The sequence below is a fragment of the Aquirufa sp. genome (assembly GCF_964796385.1).
Map to the genome: position 1 here is coordinate 43572 of NZ_CBAUBA010000007.1, position 19474 is coordinate 63045.

The 19474-nt window shown below is 42.8% G+C and carries 17 protein-coding genes; 6 read left to right on the top strand and 11 right to left on the bottom strand.

The window, feature by feature from the left end; all coding sequences use genetic code 11:
• Positions 1–5: 5 nt before the first annotated feature.
• The 9 genes from AC1W6K_RS03995 to AC1W6K_RS04035 form a co-directional block, all read right to left on the bottom strand.
• Positions 6–743: a hypothetical protein gene (locus AC1W6K_RS03995; protein WP_481946524.1), complete on the bottom strand. Its 738-nt coding sequence runs from the start codon at positions 741–743 to the stop codon at positions 6–8.
• 254 nt (positions 744–997) lie between these two features.
• A complete protein-coding gene (locus AC1W6K_RS04000; RefSeq protein ID WP_481946525.1) occupies positions 998–2932 on the bottom strand; it encodes a TonB-dependent receptor in 1935 nt (644 codons plus the stop codon).
• A gap of 1 nt (position 2933) precedes the next feature.
• Entirely contained in the window at positions 2934–3590 is a 657-nt protein-coding gene (locus tag AC1W6K_RS04005; protein ID WP_481946526.1) for a hypothetical protein, read from the bottom strand.
• 4 nt (positions 3591–3594) lie between these two features.
• The gene (locus tag AC1W6K_RS04010; RefSeq protein ID WP_481720465.1) at positions 3595–4359 is read right to left on the bottom strand and encodes a glycosyltransferase family 2 protein; all 765 of its coding nucleotides are present in this window, start codon (positions 4357–4359) and stop codon (positions 3595–3597) included.
• Positions 4346–5614 carry a glycosyltransferase gene (locus AC1W6K_RS04015; RefSeq protein ID WP_481946527.1) on the bottom strand — a complete coding sequence of 423 codons (1269 nt, stop codon included), beginning with the start codon at positions 5612–5614 and terminating at the stop codon, positions 4346–4348. The genes AC1W6K_RS04010 and AC1W6K_RS04015 overlap by 14 nt, the downstream gene beginning before the upstream one ends.
• Positions 5614–6729, bottom strand: coding sequence for a non-hydrolyzing UDP-N-acetylglucosamine 2-epimerase (gene wecB, locus AC1W6K_RS04020; protein WP_481946528.1), 1116 nt, complete (start codon positions 6727–6729; stop codon positions 5614–5616). The genes AC1W6K_RS04015 and wecB overlap by 1 nt, the downstream gene beginning before the upstream one ends.
• Before the next feature lie 243 nt (positions 6730–6972).
• Positions 6973–8169 (bottom strand): glycosyltransferase family 4 protein, encoded by a 1197-nt coding sequence (locus AC1W6K_RS04025; RefSeq protein ID WP_481946529.1) that lies wholly within the window; start codon positions 8167–8169, stop codon positions 6973–6975.
• Positions 8166–9662 (bottom strand): lipopolysaccharide biosynthesis protein, encoded by a 1497-nt coding sequence (locus AC1W6K_RS04030; RefSeq protein WP_481946530.1) that lies wholly within the window; start codon positions 9660–9662, stop codon positions 8166–8168. Before AC1W6K_RS04030 ends, AC1W6K_RS04025 begins: the two co-directional genes overlap by 4 nt.
• A gap of 16 nt (positions 9663–9678) precedes the next feature.
• A complete protein-coding gene (locus AC1W6K_RS04035; RefSeq protein ID WP_481946531.1) occupies positions 9679–10788 on the bottom strand; it encodes a glycosyltransferase in 1110 nt (369 codons plus the stop codon).
• 56 nt (positions 10789–10844) lie between these two features.
• On the opposite strand from AC1W6K_RS04035, the gene AC1W6K_RS04040 reads away from it, so the two are divergent.
• Positions 10845–11786 carry an NAD-dependent epimerase/dehydratase family protein gene (locus AC1W6K_RS04040; protein ID WP_481946532.1) on the top strand — a complete coding sequence of 314 codons (942 nt, stop codon included), beginning with the start codon at positions 10845–10847 and terminating at the stop codon, positions 11784–11786.
• Here the strand turns inward: AC1W6K_RS04040 and AC1W6K_RS04045 are convergent.
• Positions 11761–12462 (bottom strand): class I SAM-dependent methyltransferase, encoded by a 702-nt coding sequence (locus AC1W6K_RS04045; RefSeq protein ID WP_481946533.1) that lies wholly within the window; start codon positions 12460–12462, stop codon positions 11761–11763. The two genes, AC1W6K_RS04040 and AC1W6K_RS04045, sit on opposite strands and share 26 nt — an antisense overlap.
• Positions 12452–13570, bottom strand: a complete 1119-nt coding sequence (locus AC1W6K_RS04050) for a hypothetical protein (RefSeq protein ID WP_481946534.1) — start codon at positions 13568–13570, stop codon at positions 12452–12454. The genes AC1W6K_RS04045 and AC1W6K_RS04050 overlap by 11 nt, the downstream gene beginning before the upstream one ends.
• Before the next feature lie 92 nt (positions 13571–13662).
• Between AC1W6K_RS04050 and AC1W6K_RS04055 the strand changes: the two genes are divergently transcribed.
• Genes AC1W6K_RS04055 through AC1W6K_RS04075 form a run of 5 tightly spaced genes read left to right on the top strand, consistent with a single transcriptional unit; the run spans position 13663 to position 19474 of the window.
• Complete coding sequence (locus AC1W6K_RS04055) at positions 13663–14907, top strand: M16 family metallopeptidase (protein WP_481946535.1); 1245 nt, start codon at positions 13663–13665, stop codon at positions 14905–14907.
• Complete coding sequence (gene ispF, locus AC1W6K_RS04060) at positions 14904–15380, top strand: 2-C-methyl-D-erythritol 2,4-cyclodiphosphate synthase (protein WP_481946536.1); 477 nt, start codon at positions 14904–14906, stop codon at positions 15378–15380. Before AC1W6K_RS04055 ends, ispF begins: the two co-directional genes overlap by 4 nt.
• 4 nt (positions 15381–15384) lie before the next feature.
• On the top strand, positions 15385–17634 hold the full coding sequence (locus AC1W6K_RS04065) for a RelA/SpoT family protein (protein WP_481720488.1): 2250 nt from the start codon (positions 15385–15387) through the stop codon (positions 17632–17634).
• Positions 17635–17683: 49 nt separating this feature from the next.
• Entirely contained in the window at positions 17684–18169 is a 486-nt protein-coding gene (locus tag AC1W6K_RS04070; protein ID WP_481946537.1) for a Fur family transcriptional regulator, read from the top strand.
• A gap of 24 nt (positions 18170–18193) precedes the next feature.
• Positions 18194–19474: an adenylosuccinate synthase gene (locus tag AC1W6K_RS04075; protein WP_481946538.1), complete on the top strand. Its 1281-nt coding sequence runs from the start codon at positions 18194–18196 to the stop codon at positions 19472–19474.

Consider the following 19474-nt stretch of genomic DNA (forward strand, 5'->3'; position numbering starts at 1 on the left):
TTCAGTTATTTTTTCTTTTTGAACCCAAATTTATGGTCGAATACTCCTAATTTTAGGCCAATCTGCCCTGAGAATCCTTGCATGTCAGTTGTGCTGTTATCACCCAATGCGAAGCGGTAATTTGCCCCCGTAACTAAACGAACATTTCGTAAGACATTTAATTCTAATTGAACACCAGGTTGAATACCTAATGCTTTCGGACCGCGAAATCCCATGCGAATTCCATCACGATCACGATCACGATCACGATCATGGAAATCTTTACGCATACGCATGGAGCCTGGTTTTCTTGAATAAGGGTCTGGTATTGCGATTGGGTCGGATAAGCGAATTTGTTGTTCACTAATTGCACCAATCGATAAAGGGAAACTCACATGAATTAATGAATTTGCTTTTGGGGTATATGCAATCGTAAATGCGTGAAAAGCTTGAGGTGCTTTTGTCGAGTTCTCATCACGTGTTGAACGTAAGAAAATAGCGCCAATTTCCCATGAATTGTTGATGTGTATTGCTGCTGATAAACCAGCTTGTTTACCTAATTGGCCGAATTGCACAATAGGGGAAAAACTTACTCCAAATGTTTTGATTGGATTTTTGTTCGATGTTCCAAAAAGCGTTTTGGCTTTATTGGATGAGCTGCTGTCTTTTTTGATGACAATGGGCGAACTAGTCGTTTCTTGGGCTTGCGCATTCAGGGCAAATAATCCAAGGCATAAGGCTGTTAGGCGGATAGAATTGAGCATAGGTGTGTTTGTTTTTTCGAATACTAGTGTTAGTTGTGAACTTACCTAAGTGCATTCGATGCATTTAAGTAATATGAGGACTAACGTATGTAATGTAGCGATTAGTATACTTTATATCCATAATTGTCGAAATATAGGACTTAGTCGACTGAATTTTGCGCGTGGTATTTTGAGTTTTTGAATTTGTAGCTTAGGCTCGTTTCCCAAAACTAAGCTGACGTTTAAGATTTTGTAAAGATATTTAGCAAGGCGCCCTAGTTGAATGAAAGTTTAAGTCCCAGTGTAAAATTGCGTCCCGCTGACGTATTATAATATCGACCTCCTAATGCATTTAAATCAGGTCCGGACGTGTACATTGTATCACCTATATTCTCTACACTTAGCCAAACATTCCATTTTCCACGCTGGTACTCAACCTTAGAATTCCATAAATGAACCGCTGGTAATTGGTCCGTATTGGCATCATTGAGGTAAATTTTATCGGTGTAGGTGTATTGAATATGCCAACGAATCCATTGCGAAAACGCATAACTCACCGTACTCGCATGTTGGAACGGACTCGTTCCCGTCAACCGGTTTCCTGAAAAGTCTTTGCCCGCAATTTGATAGTTGACAAAGCGAAAGTTTTGAATTGTTTCCGCATTAGTTAGCTCAAGATTTTGCCCTATTTTCCACACATGGCTCAATTCGATTCCTTGTTGGCGTGTCTTTCCCACATTATCAAAATACTCGGACCCATCAGCTGCCCGACGAATCACAATGGTTTCATCCAGGTCAAATTGGTATATGCTCAGGTTCCATTGCAGGTATTTGGATTTGCCGCGCCAACTCACCTCTTTGTTCCAGCCTTTTTCTGCGCGAAGGGATCTATTGATGATGCCCGCAGATGGGCGAATTTCACCCAGACTAGGAGGAGAATATCCATGAACGAATTTGACAACTAGGTTTTGCCGTGGTGTTATATTGTGTAATAGGGCGATGCGTGGCGAAAAGATACCTTCATTGCCGATAAACTCAGTCCAAAATTGATTGTAACTTCCGGCCAGGGTCAGATGCCAGGAATTATTAATTTTATATTCTCCTTGCAGAAACAAACTGGCATTTTGCAAGGTGGTATTTTGCGTGATCTGAAGTGTGTCTTTAGTTCCTTTTTTGTTTCCAAAGGTTTGGCTATCAAATACGCCTGTTTGGAATTCAAGGCCACCGTCTAGGCTGAGGTTATCATTTTTGTAGTGAATGACATTGCGACTACTAAAATTGAGCTCCTTCCGAATTTCATAGTTACGGATGGTTGGGTTTTCGATAAAATTTAGTTGCATTGACCGATTACTTGTCGCACTCCAATGTTCATTCCACCGACTAGTCAGTTGAACTCCTGCGCCAAAAGTTTGTAATCGGAATGTGGCTTGTTGGTCCGCCGCACTTAAAAATGGGCCTCCAGCTGGCCTAGCTTGTCGGGGGTCAGTTTGGAATTGCTTTAAGGTAAGACCTCCGGGTGTTTGGTAGGTAACGCGGCCAAGGTATGTGACTATATCCAGTTGTGTATTTCGACCTAATTCTTTGTGAAATTCATACGAAATCCATTGTTTATTGATATCTGATTGTTTCCGGTAGCCCTCTTGATTCCAATAACTCGCATATATGCGATGCCCATTTGTCTGTAAATCCCAGCTTTGTTTATAGCCTCCAAGGCTATTGGCAACCTGCTGATGAATTATTTTTTTCTGCGTGGCACTTGGACTGTTGAATAGCATGACCCCACCTGTTCCGGCACCGTACAATCCGCCACTTGGCCCTTTGATTATCGTTAGTTCATTGAAAAAATCGGGGTCAATCAATGCCAAATAGGTATTGTTTCCGGCATCCGTTAGGGGCATTTGATTCCAATATACCTTCACATTGCGTACGCCAAACGGTGCACGAAGCGCACTTCCACGAATTGCCATTCGGTACGAGCCTGGTGATCGTTCTTCCATCCGCACACCGGCTTGCATGTTTAGTGAGGTCACGAAGCTAGTATTATTTGTACGAGTCAAGTCTTGCGCATTCAAAATAGCAATGGCATCGGGACTTGAAAAGGTGGATTTTTTTTGTTCAAAAACACGAACGACTACTTCATTTAGCTCAGTCGTTTTGATTGTACTGTCAGCATTGAAACTCATTAAGCTAATCAAAATAGAAAGAAGCATATTAAAAAAAGTAAGTTACTTGGGCGCTTGTTAGTTTTAAGTTGGCATAAGTTCTCCCATACCGAATGTTTTCATAGTCAATTCCGAAAGACCAGTCGGTTAGTCGGAATTCAACGCTAGCCTGATAACCTATTGGATTATCTGGTGTGGTACTTTGTTCGTTTTCCCAGCCTTGTAAACTCACCTTGGCTAAAAAAGGTTTAAAAACCTTGACCTGAGCTGTCGTCTTTACTTTTCCATTCGATTTAAAACCAAGTCCTGCGCGTAATCCATGAAGTGAAAATTTCTCATCTGATAGGAAGTCTTTGTTCGCAGTGATCGTCTTTTTTGCCATGCTCAAACTATAAACACTTGTGGTTGCAAATAAGCCAATCTTCGTAAATTGGTTCACACCAATTTCTCCCTTTCCCCCTCGAAAGGCCACGCTTTGGTCGCCTATGCGTGTGCTTTGCATATTTCCGATGACTTGTAAATGACCGTATAGTTGCGTTGGTTTACCCGGTTTTTGAAATTGTAAAGCAGCACTCGTAGTTAAACTCACTTGATTCTGAGACCAGTTAATATAACTTGTACCAAGGCTGGTGGCAAAGCGAAATTTTTGGCCGCTTGTAGGCGCCATAGAAATAAGCACTAAAAATAGAATGAGTTGAAATTTCATATGTTTACCAATATTTACCACCTTTCCTCAGGGCAAATCGGATTCCGCGAAATATAATCCATACGTGCGCAAGGATCGTTTGTAGTAAACCAAAATGGCTTTGCATGACATGAAAACGTTCCTTCCAAGATTTTTTTAGATTTTGTACAGAGGCACCTCCCATGAGGTATTGACAAATTGGCTCAGCCAACTGCATCGTTTTTTGGCTCAATTTAAGGCATTTGATTTCCCAGTCGATATCCGAACTTAATTGGTATTCTAGATTAAATCGAGGGGCGAGGTCACGTTTGACAATAAAGGATTGATGGCAAATAACCATGCCTTTTTTAAATGATTTCCAAGTAAGTTTGGCTGGAATACGGTGGGGAGTCACGACGCTTCGCAGGCCTATTTCCTGTCCATGCATGTCAACAAACATGGCGTCTCCTACGAGGATATCTGGATTTGAATCCAGCGATTTTAGTAAATGCTCTAATGTATTTTTAGCTGCAAAAGTGTCTCCCGCGTTCAAAAAAAGCACATATTCACCGTTGACTACCTGAAGACCCTTATTCATGGCATCATATATTCCGCGATCCTTTTCTGAGATTACATGATCTATGTCTTTCCGATATGTATCAATTAGCGCAAGCGTTCCATCCGTGGAAGCTCCATCCACAATAACATATTCAATTTCAGGTCGGTGCCCCTGTTCCAAGATACTTTGGATGGTGCGTTCCAGAAATTTCTCTGCCTGGTACGTAATCGTGATTATGCTAAGCTTGGCCATCCGAGAGGTATTTGAGGTAGAGATCGCTGTGCTTTTTAGCAATAATATCTTCCTGATAGCTATGCATTACTTTTTCACGTGCAGCCTCATTAGGTGTGTGGTTCAGTGACCATTGGATTCCGGAGGCGAGTGATTTTGCCGACAAGTATTCTGCGACATAGCCGTTGATTTCATGGTCAATCATTTCGGGGATGCCGCCTACGTGAAAGCCGACGCAAGGTGTTCCGCAGGCCATCGCTTCCATGATGGTGTTGGGCAAATTTTCTTCCAAAGACGGTGTAATAAATACATCGGCTGCGGAATAAACCGAACGCATTTTCGTTGGATCAGCGATATGGCCCAAGCTTGTTGCCAGTAGGGGAAGTGCCTTGATTTCGGAGGTGTCTAAGACATTACCCACAAGCAACAATTCGGTGTTTTTTGCTGCTTCTGGGTTTTCGTTTTTCCAAATTTCTAGTGCGTCTTTTAGGTAACCAAACCCTTTGGTTGGCGTATTCACTCGCATCGCTACAAAAAGAATGTAGTGTTTTGAGGGGTTGAGTTGAAGTATATTTTTGGCATCACTAATGCGTTGAAAGTTTTCTGTATTGATTGCATTTGGGACCGATTCAATTTTGTGGTAGGCAAGAATGGTGCTCCTTTCTGCGCGCGATTTTAGCCAGTCGCTGCAGGTAATGATGTGTAAATTGGGGTAGTCGAACGCATAGATTTTACGCGCCCACATGCGATGTGAAATATCCCAGCGCTCGGGTTTATTGACAAATTTACACGACCCACAATTGGTTTGAAAGTTCTCGCACTCTCCGCTATGGTGACAGCCTCCTGTAAAAGCCCACATATCATGTAAGGTCCAAACAACGGGTTTTCCAAGTTTGAGTAGTTGCGCAATGTTATTGATGGACAAGAAACCAAAGTTGACCCAATGCAAATGAATAATATCGGCATTTTTAATGGCGGGGTGTCGGCTGATATCCTGCCCAAATAATCCTGTATTAAATAGAAATCGAATGGCTTTACTTTTTTCACTTGGAAGAAAATAAAGGCGTTCCATGATGAAACGAATCCAGTTCCAAAGTTTACACCAAAGGCCTGATCGAATCAATTCAGACGCATCATCCCCTGATTTTTCTTGGACCAAGTAAGTGACGTTGTGTCCTGCTTTTTGAAGCGCTTGTTGGAGCCGGCCCGCAGCAATTCCCGCACCCCCATTTTGGTTGTGGTAGGAAAGGAGGACGATATTGAGCGCTTTTGACATTAGGCTTTATAGATTTCGTCTAATGTTTGTGCGATACGTTCCGCGGCTTTTCCATCCCAAAGTGGTGGTATTTGACCTAGTTTGCAATTTCCTTGCAAGATGTTTAATAGTGCTTGATATGTTTTGTCTGGGTCTAAGTCGGCCAATAACTGATTCGTTCCCAAGGTTACCGTAATAGGTCTTTCGGTGGAATCGCGGAATGTTAAACAAGGTACCCCGAGGTAGGTGGTTTCTTCTTGAATACCACCGGAATCGGTTAAGATCGCTTGCGCATGGCTCATCAATTGGATGAATTCCAAATAGCCTAAAGGCTCGGTTAAAATTAAATTCGGGTTATTATTCAGTTGTTCACTTAAACCATATTTATCCATGTGGGCACGCGTACGTGGGTGGATGGGAAAAACGACTTTGGTTTGCGAGGTACTTAATTCAATGAGGCGTAAAATGGATTTCAGTCCTTGCTCCGTGTCGACGTTGGCCGGGCGGTGCATAGTCATGACTATATAAGACGTTGGACGCTGGACGTTAGACGTTAGACCAAGGTCTTCTAAAATTGGGCTGGTTTTTGCTTTTTCTTGGTAGCGCACAAGTGAATCGATCATCACGTTACCCGAAAAGAATACTTTTTCGTCGGGTACCCCTTCATTTTTCAAATGGTCGATGCCACTTTGTTCGGTAACAAATAGGTAATTGGCCACAGAATCAGTCAAAATCCGATTAATTTCCTCAGGCATGGACCGGTCTCCCGAACGGAGTCCAGCTTCCACGTGCGCTAATGGAATGCCCATTTTGATGGCGACGAGGGTACAAGCGAGGGTGGAGGTGACATCACCAACGACGATGACAAGATCTGGTTTTTCCGCTAATAAAATAGGTTCGAAGGCCAACATGATTTTGGCTGTTACTTCGGAATGGGTACCTCCGCCGATACCTAGGAAGAAATCGGGTTTGGGTAATTCAAGTTGCGTGAAGAAAACATCACTCATTTTAGCGTCAAAGTGCTGCCCGGTATGTACTATTTTGGAAGTCCAGTTGGCAAGATTTTGAATCGCGCGATGCAGCGGTGCGACTTTCATGAAATTTGGCCGTGCGCCGACTACCTGAATTACTTTCATTTAGAAATCTTTGTAGGAAATGATGGGGACAAAGATAAGGAAATGAGTTGAGAAATAAGAGTGAAGAATTAAGAGTTAAGCAGGGTAATTTAGGCTTACTTATCAAAGAATGCGACTCTGTATGATTTATAACCCTAGGCTTCAGCCCAGGGAATCGACGCATTCGCGTCTCAAGCTTTGGCAAACCTGGTAGGATTGCCAAAGGAACTCGGCTGCCTCCGGACTTCGGACTTTTTCATTTTACTATCGCTTTGCGATGGCAAAATGAAAAGCCTCCATATAATTCCCCAGCACCGTATGAATATTGATTTCCTTTTCAATGATTTCTTGTGAGCGCTTACCCATCACAGCGATTTGTGCCGGGTCTGCAAAAAGCTTTTCAATGACCGATGTTAAACTAGCCACAGATCCTGACTCGAAAAAGTGGCCATTATATCCTTCACGAACTAAACGCTTTTCGGTGCCATCTGCTACGGAACAAACCACTGGTTTCGAGAAACACATCGCCTCATTGATGGATAAACCACCCATACCGGCCAAGACATAGATGCCTGATTCGCACGTAATTTTGCCTAATTCGGTAGGGTCATAAATACCGCCATGAAATTGGATGAAATCGTATCCTGCCGCTTGAGATTTTAAAGCTTCCGATTCAGGTCCATCACCCACGATACTAAGTTCGGTCTGTGGATATTTTGCATGCAATGCAATGGCCGCTTCGATCAACACATCCACTTGCTTCCATTTCACTAAACGTCCGATGTGTAACAGACGAAAAGGGTTAGCTTGAATATCTTTTAGTTCATTAGCTGTGGCCAATAAAGCATCTGTATCCGGTGAGTTTGCCGTCACAAAAACCTTCTCCGCCGGCACGCCATACGACGCATGCATCGCCACCGCCTCATCCAAATAATTAATATGCGCATCCACTAGATTACTAAATAAGCGACGCGTCTCCCGTACAATCATGAATTTGACACGCGCCAGAATCGACTTGTTTTGTTGGTGCGCCTGATTATTCTCCGTCACACCTCCACCTTGTAAATAGTACGAAATTGCCTCGTTGTAATGAGGTACCTGAAATGGTATTTCCTTGGAAATGAGTGCCACGTTATTTCGGCGTAAGAAATTATACCAACTTGGATAAAAGACAAATGAAGCTTGGTAAGGCCAATTGACCATCAATACATCTGGCTTCTCCTGCAATATCAATTCCTTTAACCCACGGAAAAACTTCTTTCCATAATAGGTCGTATATTCTTCCTGATAAAACACCTTGAACTCAATGCCATCTTTACTCTCAAAAACACCAGCCCCCAAGGTCGCCCCCTTACTTGCGGGCACTACCACACAAACCTCCACACCCATCTCGCGCTGAAGTTTATTTAAGACCAAATTGTAATAATGCGGCAAACCTCCCGCTAATGACATCAACTTCATTTGCTCAATTTACTTTTAATCATAGCCGATAAATCGGGGGATAAATCCAGTGCCCATCCGGCAAAGAAAAATAACAAGCCAACCGCAGTAGAACGCACGCCTAAATTTAGAATCCAAGCGATCCAATCTCCCTCGCCTAAAACGGGAATAATCGACACCACATACCAAACCCCAAGACTCATTAGCACGATCCAGGCCGTTTTCCACTCAAAAGGTTGCAAGCCCATTTTGGCCCACAAGAAAAAATACTTAATGGCATTATATCCCGCCAGCGCAATTAATGAGGCAAGTGCCGCACCATTGTACGAATACAAGGGGATGAAAATTAAGTTACCCACCACAATACCAGCCGCCAATATCATATAGAATAAAAGGTCATATCGGTAGTATTTGGAGTTAATCAAAATCTCCGAATTTAAGCCCGTACCCATATCGATAATCTTCGAAATGCCCACCATTAAAACCACCCAGCGACCAGCTTCATAGACTTCATGCCGGGGGATGATTTGGTAGATGAAATCTAAATTGCACCAGATAAGCAAAAACAAAAAGCAGCCCACTAAGAGTAAATTGAGTGATGACTTTTTGTAGATGTCTTCGATTTGGCTGGTATCGTTACGCTTCCAAGCTTGGGCTAATAACGGGGCACTAATCGCCGCAATAACGTTGCGTGGTATCGCAATCATCAAACCCATCCGGGAATTAATATCAAATATAGCTGTCGTCCCCAATCCACCTGTGTACGCCGGAAGCATGATTTTTTCCACATGCTGAATCAAGGTGAAACTTGCTCCCGCTAAAATCACCCAACCGCCATAAGCCACCATTTCCTTGAATATCGGTTTTCGTACAAAGGAGAAATCTAATTTGGTATAAAATCGCTTCAGTTGTTTGATGTACAGTAATAAGGCTAAAACCGCCACAAGGTAGGAGGCGGTAATGCCTTGCACCAACTGGTCAAAGTTTAAATAGCCTAATCCAAAACCCAAGATTAAACAAGCATTTGCAACACGTAAATACAACTCCCGAATGATGGCTGGAACGACGATGCGTAGGTGGACGCGGGCGTAGGATTCGAGCACCGACATATATAAAAAGCTTCCTGTCAGTGGAATGATGTAATAAAAATATTGGGGCAATAGGGGGGAATTGGTTGCGTAAATGGCATTAAATGTACCCCGCAGGGCGATGTAGCCTAAGGTAAAAAGTCCCCAGCCCACTAAAGGAGAGATTAATAAAAACGAGAAAAACCCGCGATGCTCATTCGAAGGATCATCAAAATGTGGGAAAAATCGAACGGCTATATGCGGAATACCCAGCTGTGTAAATGAGGCAAAAATGAGCGGAATGCTGACTAAGGCGCCCGCGATCAAACCTACTTCCGACTGACTTAAAAACTGATTATAGAGAAAGATGACATTGAACGTCCCGATCGCGGTACCCAAGTAGGTGACGATGGAGGCTTTAAGACTTTGCCGAATGACGATTCCCATGCATGATTTGAATAAGCTACAAAACTACAAATTTTAAAACACTTTTGATTTTTTGACTGAGCTTGACAACATTGTAGTTCATTTCGACATGTTTTTGAGCCGACACCCCCATGCGCAAACGGTCTTCTTTGTTTTGAACTAGAAACATGCACGCTTTCGCCATACCTTGTACATCATGTTCGTCCGTGAGTAAGCCTGTTTCACCTTCAATTACCGCATCCGGTATGCCGGCATGTCGGGTTGAAACCGTTGGCAATCCACAAGCCGCCGCTTCTAAAATCGCTACCGGTGTTCCCTCCGAATCTCCAGCTTTTGTAATAATGGAATGCTGGACAAATACATCTGCCGCTTGTAAATAAGGTAAATATTCAGCCTGCGACATGGCGCCTAAAAATTCAACATGTTCCAATAATCCCTTTTCACGAACAAATGCCTTCGCCTCTTCCCACATGGGACCATCGCCAATCATTTGTAAGCGTGCTTCAGGAAATTGCTTTATCACCATTTCAAACGCCCGAAGCGTATGAATAGGTCCTTTTTTCTCGGCAAATCGCGCGACTGAAATAAAAGTGAATCGCTCTGATATTAACCCTCCCGTTTTGAATGTAGACACATCTACTCCACAAGGAATCACATGTAAATTCGACAAAGGTCCTGCGATCGCTTCTAAATTTGCGCGCATGGAAGCCGCGACAACAATCACCGCTTGGGCTTTCGGCAGCATTGCTGCATAGTGGGCCCGGTAGGTATCCAACGTCTTTTTTTCATTGGCATCAAAGCCTAAAAATACGATCGAGTAGGGTATCCCTAACGCAAGGCAAGCTTCGTAAATATTACTTCCCAAGGGACCGTAATTGGCTAAAAATGCATCGATATGATTTACGCGTAAAAATCTTTTCAGGTAATACTGATAGATTTTTCGATAAAGCCCAGGTACTAGATTTCTCAAACTACCACGAACAGCTAGCTGTGTAAGTGGAAATGGATAAATGGATTTTCCGCTATAGGTTTGGTTGGGGAGCCAGCCCTCATACAGGACTTCTACCGGTTGTAATTGCTTGATTTGTTCGTCGATAAACGTCTCGGAATAGGAGTGGAAATTCGAACGGGCAATAAGCAAATTCATATAGCTGGGGGTATTTTCTACGAAATTACCCTATTTTTGCTTTACATACTGTGGTCATGGATAAAATTCTACTTGTAGGCGGTGCTGGTTTCTTAGGGTATAATTTGCTTGATTTTGTTCAAAAACAAGCAGGTAGCGCGCCTGAGATTGTTGTTCTTTCCCAAGAAATCCCAGAATCTTCGATCCAATTTCCGGATGTGATATTTGTAAAAGGCGATTATGCAGATGCTGATTTGCTACAGCATTTGTTCGAAAAACATCCCTTTACACATGTCTTTCATTTTGCAAGTTCGATTATTCCAGCGTTGTCTACGCAGAATATTCAGGCCGATGTAGAGACAAATTTATTGCCAACTATCGGTTTGATGGAGGTGATGAAGGCCTTTGGTTGTACGCAAATTGTTTACCTTTCTTCGGGTGGTGCGGTGTATGGAAATGAGGAGCCGAGTCATAAAAAAGAAGATCAAGCATGCCAACCGATTAGTTCCTATGGCATTATTAAATTGGCCGTTGAGCATTACATTCGTCTATATGCGAATTTATATCAAATCGATTATTTGATTTTACGTTTATCAAACCCATTTGGTTTACATCACAGATCTGAAACGCAAGGGGTCATTAACATTGCGATTCGTAAGGCCTTGAAGGGCGAGACATTTGTGGTTTGGGGCGATGGAAGCCAGGCGAAAGATTATTTGTTTGCAGAGGATATTGCGCAGGCCTTGATGCAATTGATGGCTTCTGATGTTAAAAATCAAACCATTAATATCGGTTCAGGCCAAACACTTTCCTTAGTCCAAATCATCGATTTGGTGAAACAACGCATACCGCATTTTCAGGTAGAATTTGTGGAGGCGATGCCTACGGATGTCCAACAAGTAAGTTTGGATATAAGCAAACTGAAATCAATGATTTCTTTTACGCTCAGTCCTTTGGCTGAAGCATTCGAAAAAACCTATGCGTACGAACAAGCTAGACTTTCTTCGCTACGAGAATAAAGGTACACGCATCTTCATTTCGTGATTTTGATCCGATAATCTTATCAAAAAAGATAATGAGCGGTTGCATGATGATGGATAAAACGGGCCGAGCAAATTTAGGTAGCTTGAAAAGAATGCCATCCTGAAACAACTGAAGGCCCATCGAGGAACGTCCTAAAATACCTTCAAAATAAACCACTTCAAATCCAGCTTCTTGAACGATTTTTTTCAGGCCTGTCGACGTCCAGCGCCAAAAATCCGTTGGGTCCGGATGAAACATCCAATAGCCATGTGTCGACAAAATCAAGTTTCCATCGTTCGCTAAAATACGGTGTGCCTCTTTTAAATACGCTTTTGGGTCTTCTACGTGTTCGAGTACCTGGGTAGATAATACAAAACCCACGGTCTCATTGGGCATATCGATAATACCTTTGGGATCTACAATGACATCCGCTTTCGTATTAAATGCCAAATCTAATCCGATATACTGCTCCACAAATGGGGCAAATAAGGGTTCATAGGGTTTATTTCCGCAACCGTAGTCGGCAATCAACTGATGTGGCGAATGCCTCACATATAAACTGATAACCCGTTCGAGTTGCTTGCGGAGCTGGTGCAAGTAATAATAGCGGGCGGACATGCGTCCCCAGATCTTCGGATAAAGGCGTTCGATGCCTGCTTCTCTACTTTCCATATGCGTTGACAAGTCTTTTTTGTTCGTCGATCGAATTTTTATATTCGACAAATTCAGCTGCTTTTTTGGCCCAAATCAAGGCTTTTGCCCCATTTCCTTTCCGTTTTTCAATGCGAGCAATACCCATGAGGGCTAGTCCATGAATATCTTTGGTAAATCGTTCTTCCCAGGGATGTTGCATGGCTTTGCCATAATGCGCTTCGGCAACGTTATATCTTTTCTTTTCAAATTCCTCGCGCATGCCACGAAATACGTGCGCCGCCCCCATCATATAGGGGGATTTTGATTTCTCTAGTTTTTGGATGAATTCTTCAGCAGCTTCATATTGACCAGAAAGCGTCAATAACTCAGCTCTTTGCATGTTAAATAAATGGTTGTTTGGGTATTTGTTCGCGAGCATTTCCGAGTAGGGAAGTCCTTTGCTTGGGGTGCCTTCGTATTTATTATATACATAGGCTAAATAAAAGGTCGATTCATTTTTAACAAAAACCGATTTCTTAATCGCTGCTTCTAGCTGAGATATACCCAAGCGCTTACTCCCATCTTCAAAAAAGACCATAAAGGGACGAATTGCGGCATGTAATTCTGGATATACGATGCGGTAGTAATTGTAAAGTCCCGCAGAATACAAAAATTCTGGTTGGCGATCCGTATTTCGCAAGCCTATTTTCAAATGGGAATAGGCTTTTCGGGTATGATTAACTGCCTTCACGTAATTTTGATAATCATTTTCATACGCGGCTAAAAATCCCAAGGACGAGATGCAGAAAAATACGGCTTCTTGGTCATTTGGATTGCGTTCGTATGCCTCGAAGGCTAGTTGGTAAGTAAGTTCCAAAAACGCCAAATAAGCTCTACTTTGAGCCGGATGATCTTTTAATGGGAAATATTGTTTTTCAAACTGCATGGCCGAAAGTAAATAACCGGCGGGATTTTTGGGGTATTTGGCTTTCAAAGCATTGAAATCATCCATGGACTCTTTAAAACTATAGGCATATAAATGGTCCAATCCTTGTGTGATAAGTGCTTTAGCCTGAGCATCTTGTAGGAGCTGACTGAAGCTGGGAAGGGTGGTTAGTAGAAAAATGCCAACGAGCAGTTTGCGCATAGTTAAAAATTGAATTGTAAAAATAGGGAAGCTCTGTGGTTTTTGGGCCTAATTTTTTACTTTTGTTTCTATTTCTTTTTTATCCCAACCCCATGATTTCATACGAACAATTTACGCTTGCAAATGGTCTTCAGGTGATTGTGCATGAGGACCCAACTACCACGCTTGCGGTGATGGATGTTATTTATGATGTGGGGTCGCGTGATGAGGAGGCGCATCGTACTGGATTCGCACATTTATTCGAGCATTTGATGTTTGGGGGATCTGAAAATATTCCCAATTACGATACGCCTTTGCAACGGGTGGGCGGCGAAAACAATGCCTTTACGACTTCCGATCTTACGAATTATTACATTTCCGTTCCTAGTCAAAATTTGGAAACGGCTTTTTGGTTGGAATCCGATCGCATGAAGCAGTTGGCCTTCAATCCGGAATCTTTAGAAGTTCAGCGCAAGGTGGTCATTGAGGAATTTAAGCAGCGTTACTTAAATCAGCCCTACGGAGATTTATGGTTGAATTTTCGGCCATTGATTTATGAGGTACATCCGTACCGTTGGGCTACAATCGGGGCAGATATTAAACATATTGAAGAAGCGACATTAGACGATGTCAAAGCATTTTTTGCACAGTATTATGTGCCGGCTAATGCGATATTAGTGGTCGCTGGAAAGGTGACTGTTGATGAAGTCAAGGTGCTTGCCCAAAAGTGGTTTGAGCCTATTCCGGGAGGAGAAAAGCCGGTGCGTCATCGCATGCAGGAACCGGAACAATTGGAGGATCGTCAGATGGAAATTTCTGCGGATGTTCCAGCGGATCGGATTTATCGGGCATATCCGGTGCCCGGTCGCTATGATTCAGGATTTTATGCGGTAGACTTGATGAGTGATTTATTGGGACGAAATGAATCTTCCTTTTTGTATGTGCACTTAGTTCAGGATGCGCGCATTTTTGATTCCTTACATGCGCATCAAACGGGTTCGTTGGACCCTGGATTACTTGTGATACAAGGCCAAGTTGCGGATGGCATTTCGTTGGAGACTGCTGAAAAAGCTTTAGATGCTGCACTTGAGCAATTTGTCAATTCAGGAATTCAGGAGGCTGATTTACAACGCGTGAAGAATCAGGCGGAGTCGTCCTTAGTTTTTGGGGAGGTGGAGGTGTTGAACCGGGCGATGAATTTGGCTATGGCGGCGAATGCAGGAAATGTTGATTTTGTGAATTTGGAGGCAGATCAAATTGCGGCGGTGCCGCTTAGAGATTTACAATATTGGGCTGAGCATTTATTTGTTCGTGGCAAAAAGAATACATTGCTTTATCGTAAACAACAGGTAGCATGAAAATCAGGGTAGGACAAGGGTATGATGTTCACAAATGGGTGGAAGGTCGGCCGTTTATTTTAGGAGGTGTGGAGATTCCGAGCGAATTTGGTCCCTTGGGACATTCGGATGCAGATTTAGTTTGTCATGCGCTTTGTGATGCACTTTTAGGTGCAGCGAATATGCGTAACATTGGCTATCATTTTTCGGATACGGATTCGATGTGGAAGGGAGTTGCTTCCACGTTGTTATTGAAAAAAGTGATGGAGATGATTCGTGCGGAAGGCTGGGAAGTGGGAAATGTGGATGTGACAGTGGTACTTGATCGTCCGAAATTAAATCCCCATATACCGGCGATCAAAGAAAATTTAGCTTTGGTGATGGAAATTGACATAGACCAAATTTCGGTTAAGGCAACAACTTCGGAAGGGTTGGGATTTGTGGGTAGAGCTGAGGGTATTTCCGCGATGGCGGTCGCATTAATTCAAGCCTAATGATATGATTATTGATTTAGAAGCGGAACGTCTGGAGATTTTAAAACGCTATCGCAAGCTTTTGCGTACGGCTAAACCGTTCTTAAAGGACGATGATGCCAAAGAAATTAAGAAGGCCTTTTTGATGTCGGTGGAAGCACACAAAGATATGCGCCGCAAATCTGGGGAGCCTTATGTATATCATCCGCTGGCCGTTGCTCAAATTTGTGTGGAGGAAATAGGACTTGGTACTACGTCGATTATTGCTGCGCTTTTGCATGATGTTGTTGAGGATACAAATACGACATTAGTAGAAATTGAAAAGCTTTTTAATCCGAAGATTGCACAGATTATTGATGGGTTAACGAAGATTGCGGGGACATTTGAATATGGCACATCGCAGCAGGCGGAGAATTTCCGTAAGATGTTGCTAACACTTTCGGATGACATTCGCGTGATCTTAATTAAGTTGGCCGATCGTTTGCACAATATGCGCACATTGGAAAGTATGTCCAAGGAGAAGCAATTAAAAATTGCCTCGGAGACGATCTATCTATATGCGCCTTTGGCACACCGTTTAGGTTTAAATGCGATCAAGACGGAGTTGGAAGATTTGGGATTGAAGTTTACAGAGACGGAGGCGTATCGCGAGATTGCTACTAACTTAACTGAGAATAAGCAGAGTCGCGAGAGTTTTGTCGAGGAGTTTATTCGGCCCATCAAAAAGTCGCTGGATGAGCGTGGGATAAAGTACACGATTATAGGCCGACCGAAATCTATTTATTCCATTTACAATAAGATAAAAAAATCAGATACTCCTTTCGAGAAAATTTACGATTTGTTTGCGATTCGTGTGGTCTTAGATGTGCCTCTTGAGCGCGAAAAAGGGGAATGTTGGGAAGTTTACAGTATCGTCACAGATCATTATCGGCCCAATCCAAGTAGGCTAAAAGACTGGGTTTCAACCCCAAAATCGAATGGCTATGAGTCGCTGCATACAACGGTGATGAGTATGCCTTTTGGGAATGACAAAGAGGGGCGCTGGGTTGAGGTTCAAATTCGTACGAAGCGGATGGATGAGATTGCGGAGAAGGGGGTGGCTGCCCATTTTAAGTACAAGGGGACGGACACGCGTACTTCACAGGCTTTTGAGTCTTGGTTAAGTCAAGTGCGTGAAGCGCTCGAAACAAACGATAAAAGCCAGTCGGCCGTCGAACTTGTCGACGACATCAAAAACTCTTTATACAACGAAGAGGTATTTGTTTTTACGCCCAAAGGGAAATTGGTCGTTTTGCAGATAGGAGCAACGGCCTTAGATTTTGCCTTTGAAATTCACTCGGAGGTAGGCGGACATTGCATCGGTGCCAAAGTGGGGGGGAAGCTGGTGCCACTCTCACACAAATTGGCCAATGGTGATCAGCTTGAAATCTTAACGTCTTCCAAGCAGAAGCCATCTGAAGATTGGTTACGGATTGTGACGACGACTAAGGCGAAAGCGCGGATTAAGGAATTTATCAAAGAGGAGAATAAAACCTATTTGATTACGGGTCGCGATTTAGTTGAGCATCGATTGAAGCATTTGGGTTATCCGAATTTGACGTTGGAAATTACAAATCAATTGCGGGCGTATTTTAATGCGAAGGATGCGAATGATTTGTTTTACCGTTTTGGTAAGAATTACATATCGGTAGACCAACTCAAACATTGGAAGTTGGACAAAGAATTGCACGAACGTAAGCAGGCGGAAAAGTCGATTCAATCGCCGATTACGGATACGAAGACGTTTAAGAGTGGGATGCGGCAGGTGGAGAAGGAACGCAAGGATTCGGATATGTTGCTGATTGGGGAGGATATGGATAAGGTGGATTATACTTTAGCGAAGTGTTGTAATCCTATTTCGGGTGATGAGGTTTTTGGTTTTGTGACGATTAATGAGGGGATAAAAATTCATCGAACGACTTGTCCCAATTCGACAGAATTATTATCACGACATGGGGATCGGGTAATTAAGGCGCAGTGGACGAGTCAGATTCAGATGTCCTTTGTGGTGGAGTTGACGATACGCGGTATCGACCGGGTGGGATTAGTGAATGATGTCACGCGGGTAATTTCGGATGAGTTAAAAGTGAATATTACGGCGCTTTCGATTGGGGTGAAGGATGGCTTGTTTGAGGGAAAAATTTCGTTGATGATTCATGATACGGCACACTTGGAAAGTTTGGTTACAGAGCTTGAATTGGTTTCGGGAGTGATTGAGGTTGCGCGCGAGGATTAGTAGCTTTTTTCCCTTTTTTTTCCTTATTTTACGTTGTTTTTTTTCAATAATGTCCGCACAAATAGAGAAGTTCGATTCGGTTAAAAAGATTTTCACAGCTTACTTGGAGAACAAGGGTTTGCGGAAGACTCCGGAGCGCTTTGCAATTTTGTCGGAGATTTATTTACGTGACGATCATTTTGATGTGGAGGAGTTATATATCTCCATGAAAAATAAGAAATATCAGGTTTCTCGCGCGACGGTTTACAATACCTTAGATGTATTAGTTGAATGTGATTTGGTTGCCAAACATCAGTTTGGTCGTAATCAAGCGCAATTCGAAAAGTCGTATGGACGTCGTCAGCATGATCACCTAATTTGTACAGATTGTCACAATGTGACTGAATTTTGTGATCCGCGTGTTCAAACGATTCAGAGTTTGGTGGGTGAGATGTTGCATTTTAATGTCATGCACCACTCGTTAATTTTTTATGGTTCATGTACGAAGAAACAATGTGAGTTTCGGGATCAGTACCTGGCGCGTTCTCAAGAATAATTTTATCATTTAGATTATAATTTTATGGCAGTTGATGTATTATTAGGCTTACAGTGGGGTGATGAAGGTAAGGGAAAGATTGTAGATGTATTAGCACCTCGTTACCAGGTAGTGGCACGTTTTCAAGGAGGACCTAATGCGGGTCATACGCTTGAGTTTGACGGATTTAAGCACGTTTTACATCAAATTCCATCGGGTATTTTTCGCCAAGAGGTTCAGAATATTATTGGTAATGGGGTCGTATTAGATCCGATTATTTTCAAAAAGGAGATAGAAGGTCTGGCGCATTTCAATTTAGATTTGCGTAAGAATTTAGAGATTTCGAAAAAGGCTTCGATTATATTACCGACGCACCGTTTGTTGGACGCGGCGTATGAAAAAGCGAAAGGTGATGCGAAGATTGGTTCGACGTTGAAGGGAATTGGGCCAACGTATACCGATAAAATTTCACGTCAAGGCTTACGTGTGGGGGATATGATTTCTCCGGATTTTCCAACTAAATATCAGGCATTGGTAGATCGTCATAAGGCGATTTTGGATGTCTATAAATTTGAGTATGATTTAGCTGTGGCGGAGAAAGAGTTTTTTGAGGCGGTGGCTTTTATGAAGGAATTCCATTTAGTGGATTCTGAATATTCTGTGAATCATGCGATTCAAGCAGGTAAGACGATATTAGCGGAAGGTGCGCAAGGATCTTTATTAGACGTTGACTTTGGATCTTATCCATTCGTAACTTCTTCAAACACAATTACGGCAGGTGCTTGCACGGGTCTAGGTGTGGCGCCAAAGAACATCGGTGAGGTCTTTGGAATTTTTAAAGCCTATGCAACGCGTGTGGGATCGGGTCCTTTCCCGACGGAATTGGAAGATGAGGTGGGTGAGCGTATGCGTCAGGAAGGTCGTGAATTTGGATCAACGACCGGTCGGCCGCGTCGGTGCGGTTGGATCGATTTGCCAGCCTTAAAATATGCGATGATGATTAATGGGGTGACTCAATTGATTATGATGAAGGCGGATGTCTTAAATATTTTTGAAGAAATTCTAGTTTGTACTGGTTATGAAATGCCAGATGGCAAGGTGACGGATCAAATTCCATTTGAAATCACAGACATCAAAGTTAAGCCGGTGTATGAAATCTTGAAAGGATGGAATTGTTCGCTTGAAGGCATGCGTCGTTTTGAGGAATTACCTGCGGAGCTTTCGGCTTACATTAAATTTTTAGAGCAACATTTAGATTTACCGATCAACTTTATTTCGACAGGCCCTGATCGTGAGGCATGTGTGTTGCGCGGTTCATTAGCATAA

Bases quoted from the DNA above. Each gene is read 5' to 3' on its own strand.
- AC1W6K_RS04005 (WP_481946526.1), bottom strand. From the start codon at position 3,590: ATGAAATTTCAACTCATTCTATTTTTAGTGCTTATTTCTATGGCGCCT.
- AC1W6K_RS04000 (WP_481946525.1), bottom strand. From the start codon at position 2,932: ATGCTTCTTTCTATTTTGATTAGCTTAATGAGTTTCAATGCTGACAGT.
- wecB (WP_481946528.1), bottom strand. From the start codon at position 6,729: ATGAAAGTAATTCAGGTAGTCGGCGCACGGCCAAATTTCATGAAAGTC.
- AC1W6K_RS04065 (WP_481720488.1), top strand. From the start codon at position 15,385: ATGATTATTGATTTAGAAGCGGAACGTCTGGAGATTTTAAAACGCTAT.
- AC1W6K_RS04070 (WP_481946537.1), top strand. From the start codon at position 17,684: ATGTCCGCACAAATAGAGAAGTTCGATTCGGTTAAAAAGATTTTCACA.
- AC1W6K_RS04030 (WP_481946530.1), bottom strand. From the start codon at position 9,662: ATGGGAATCGTCATTCGGCAAAGTCTTAAAGCCTCCATCGTCACCTAC.
- AC1W6K_RS04055 (WP_481946535.1), top strand. From the start codon at position 13,663: ATGATTTCATACGAACAATTTACGCTTGCAAATGGTCTTCAGGTGATT.
- AC1W6K_RS04025 (WP_481946529.1), bottom strand. From the start codon at position 8,169: ATGAAGTTGATGTCATTAGCGGGAGGTTTGCCGCATTATTACAATTTG.
- AC1W6K_RS03995 (WP_481946524.1), bottom strand. From the start codon at position 743: ATGCTCAATTCTATCCGCCTAACAGCCTTATGCCTTGGATTATTTGCC.
- AC1W6K_RS04035 (WP_481946531.1), bottom strand. From the start codon at position 10,788: ATGAATTTGCTTATTGCCCGTTCGAATTTCCACTCCTATTCCGAGACG.
- AC1W6K_RS04010 (WP_481720465.1), bottom strand. From the start codon at position 4,359: ATGGCCAAGCTTAGCATAATCACGATTACGTACCAGGCAGAGAAATTT.
- ispF (WP_481946536.1), top strand. From the start codon at position 14,904: ATGAAAATCAGGGTAGGACAAGGGTATGATGTTCACAAATGGGTGGAA.
- AC1W6K_RS04045 (WP_481946533.1), bottom strand. From the start codon at position 12,462: ATGGAAAGTAGAGAAGCAGGCATCGAACGCCTTTATCCGAAGATCTGG.
- AC1W6K_RS04040 (WP_481946532.1), top strand. From the start codon at position 10,845: ATGGATAAAATTCTACTTGTAGGCGGTGCTGGTTTCTTAGGGTATAAT.
- AC1W6K_RS04075 (WP_481946538.1), top strand. From the start codon at position 18,194: ATGGCAGTTGATGTATTATTAGGCTTACAGTGGGGTGATGAAGGTAAG.
- AC1W6K_RS04050 (WP_481946534.1), bottom strand. From the start codon at position 13,570: ATGCGCAAACTGCTCGTTGGCATTTTTCTACTAACCACCCTTCCCAGC.
- AC1W6K_RS04015 (WP_481946527.1), bottom strand. From the start codon at position 5,614: ATGTCAAAAGCGCTCAATATCGTCCTCCTTTCCTACCACAACCAAAAT.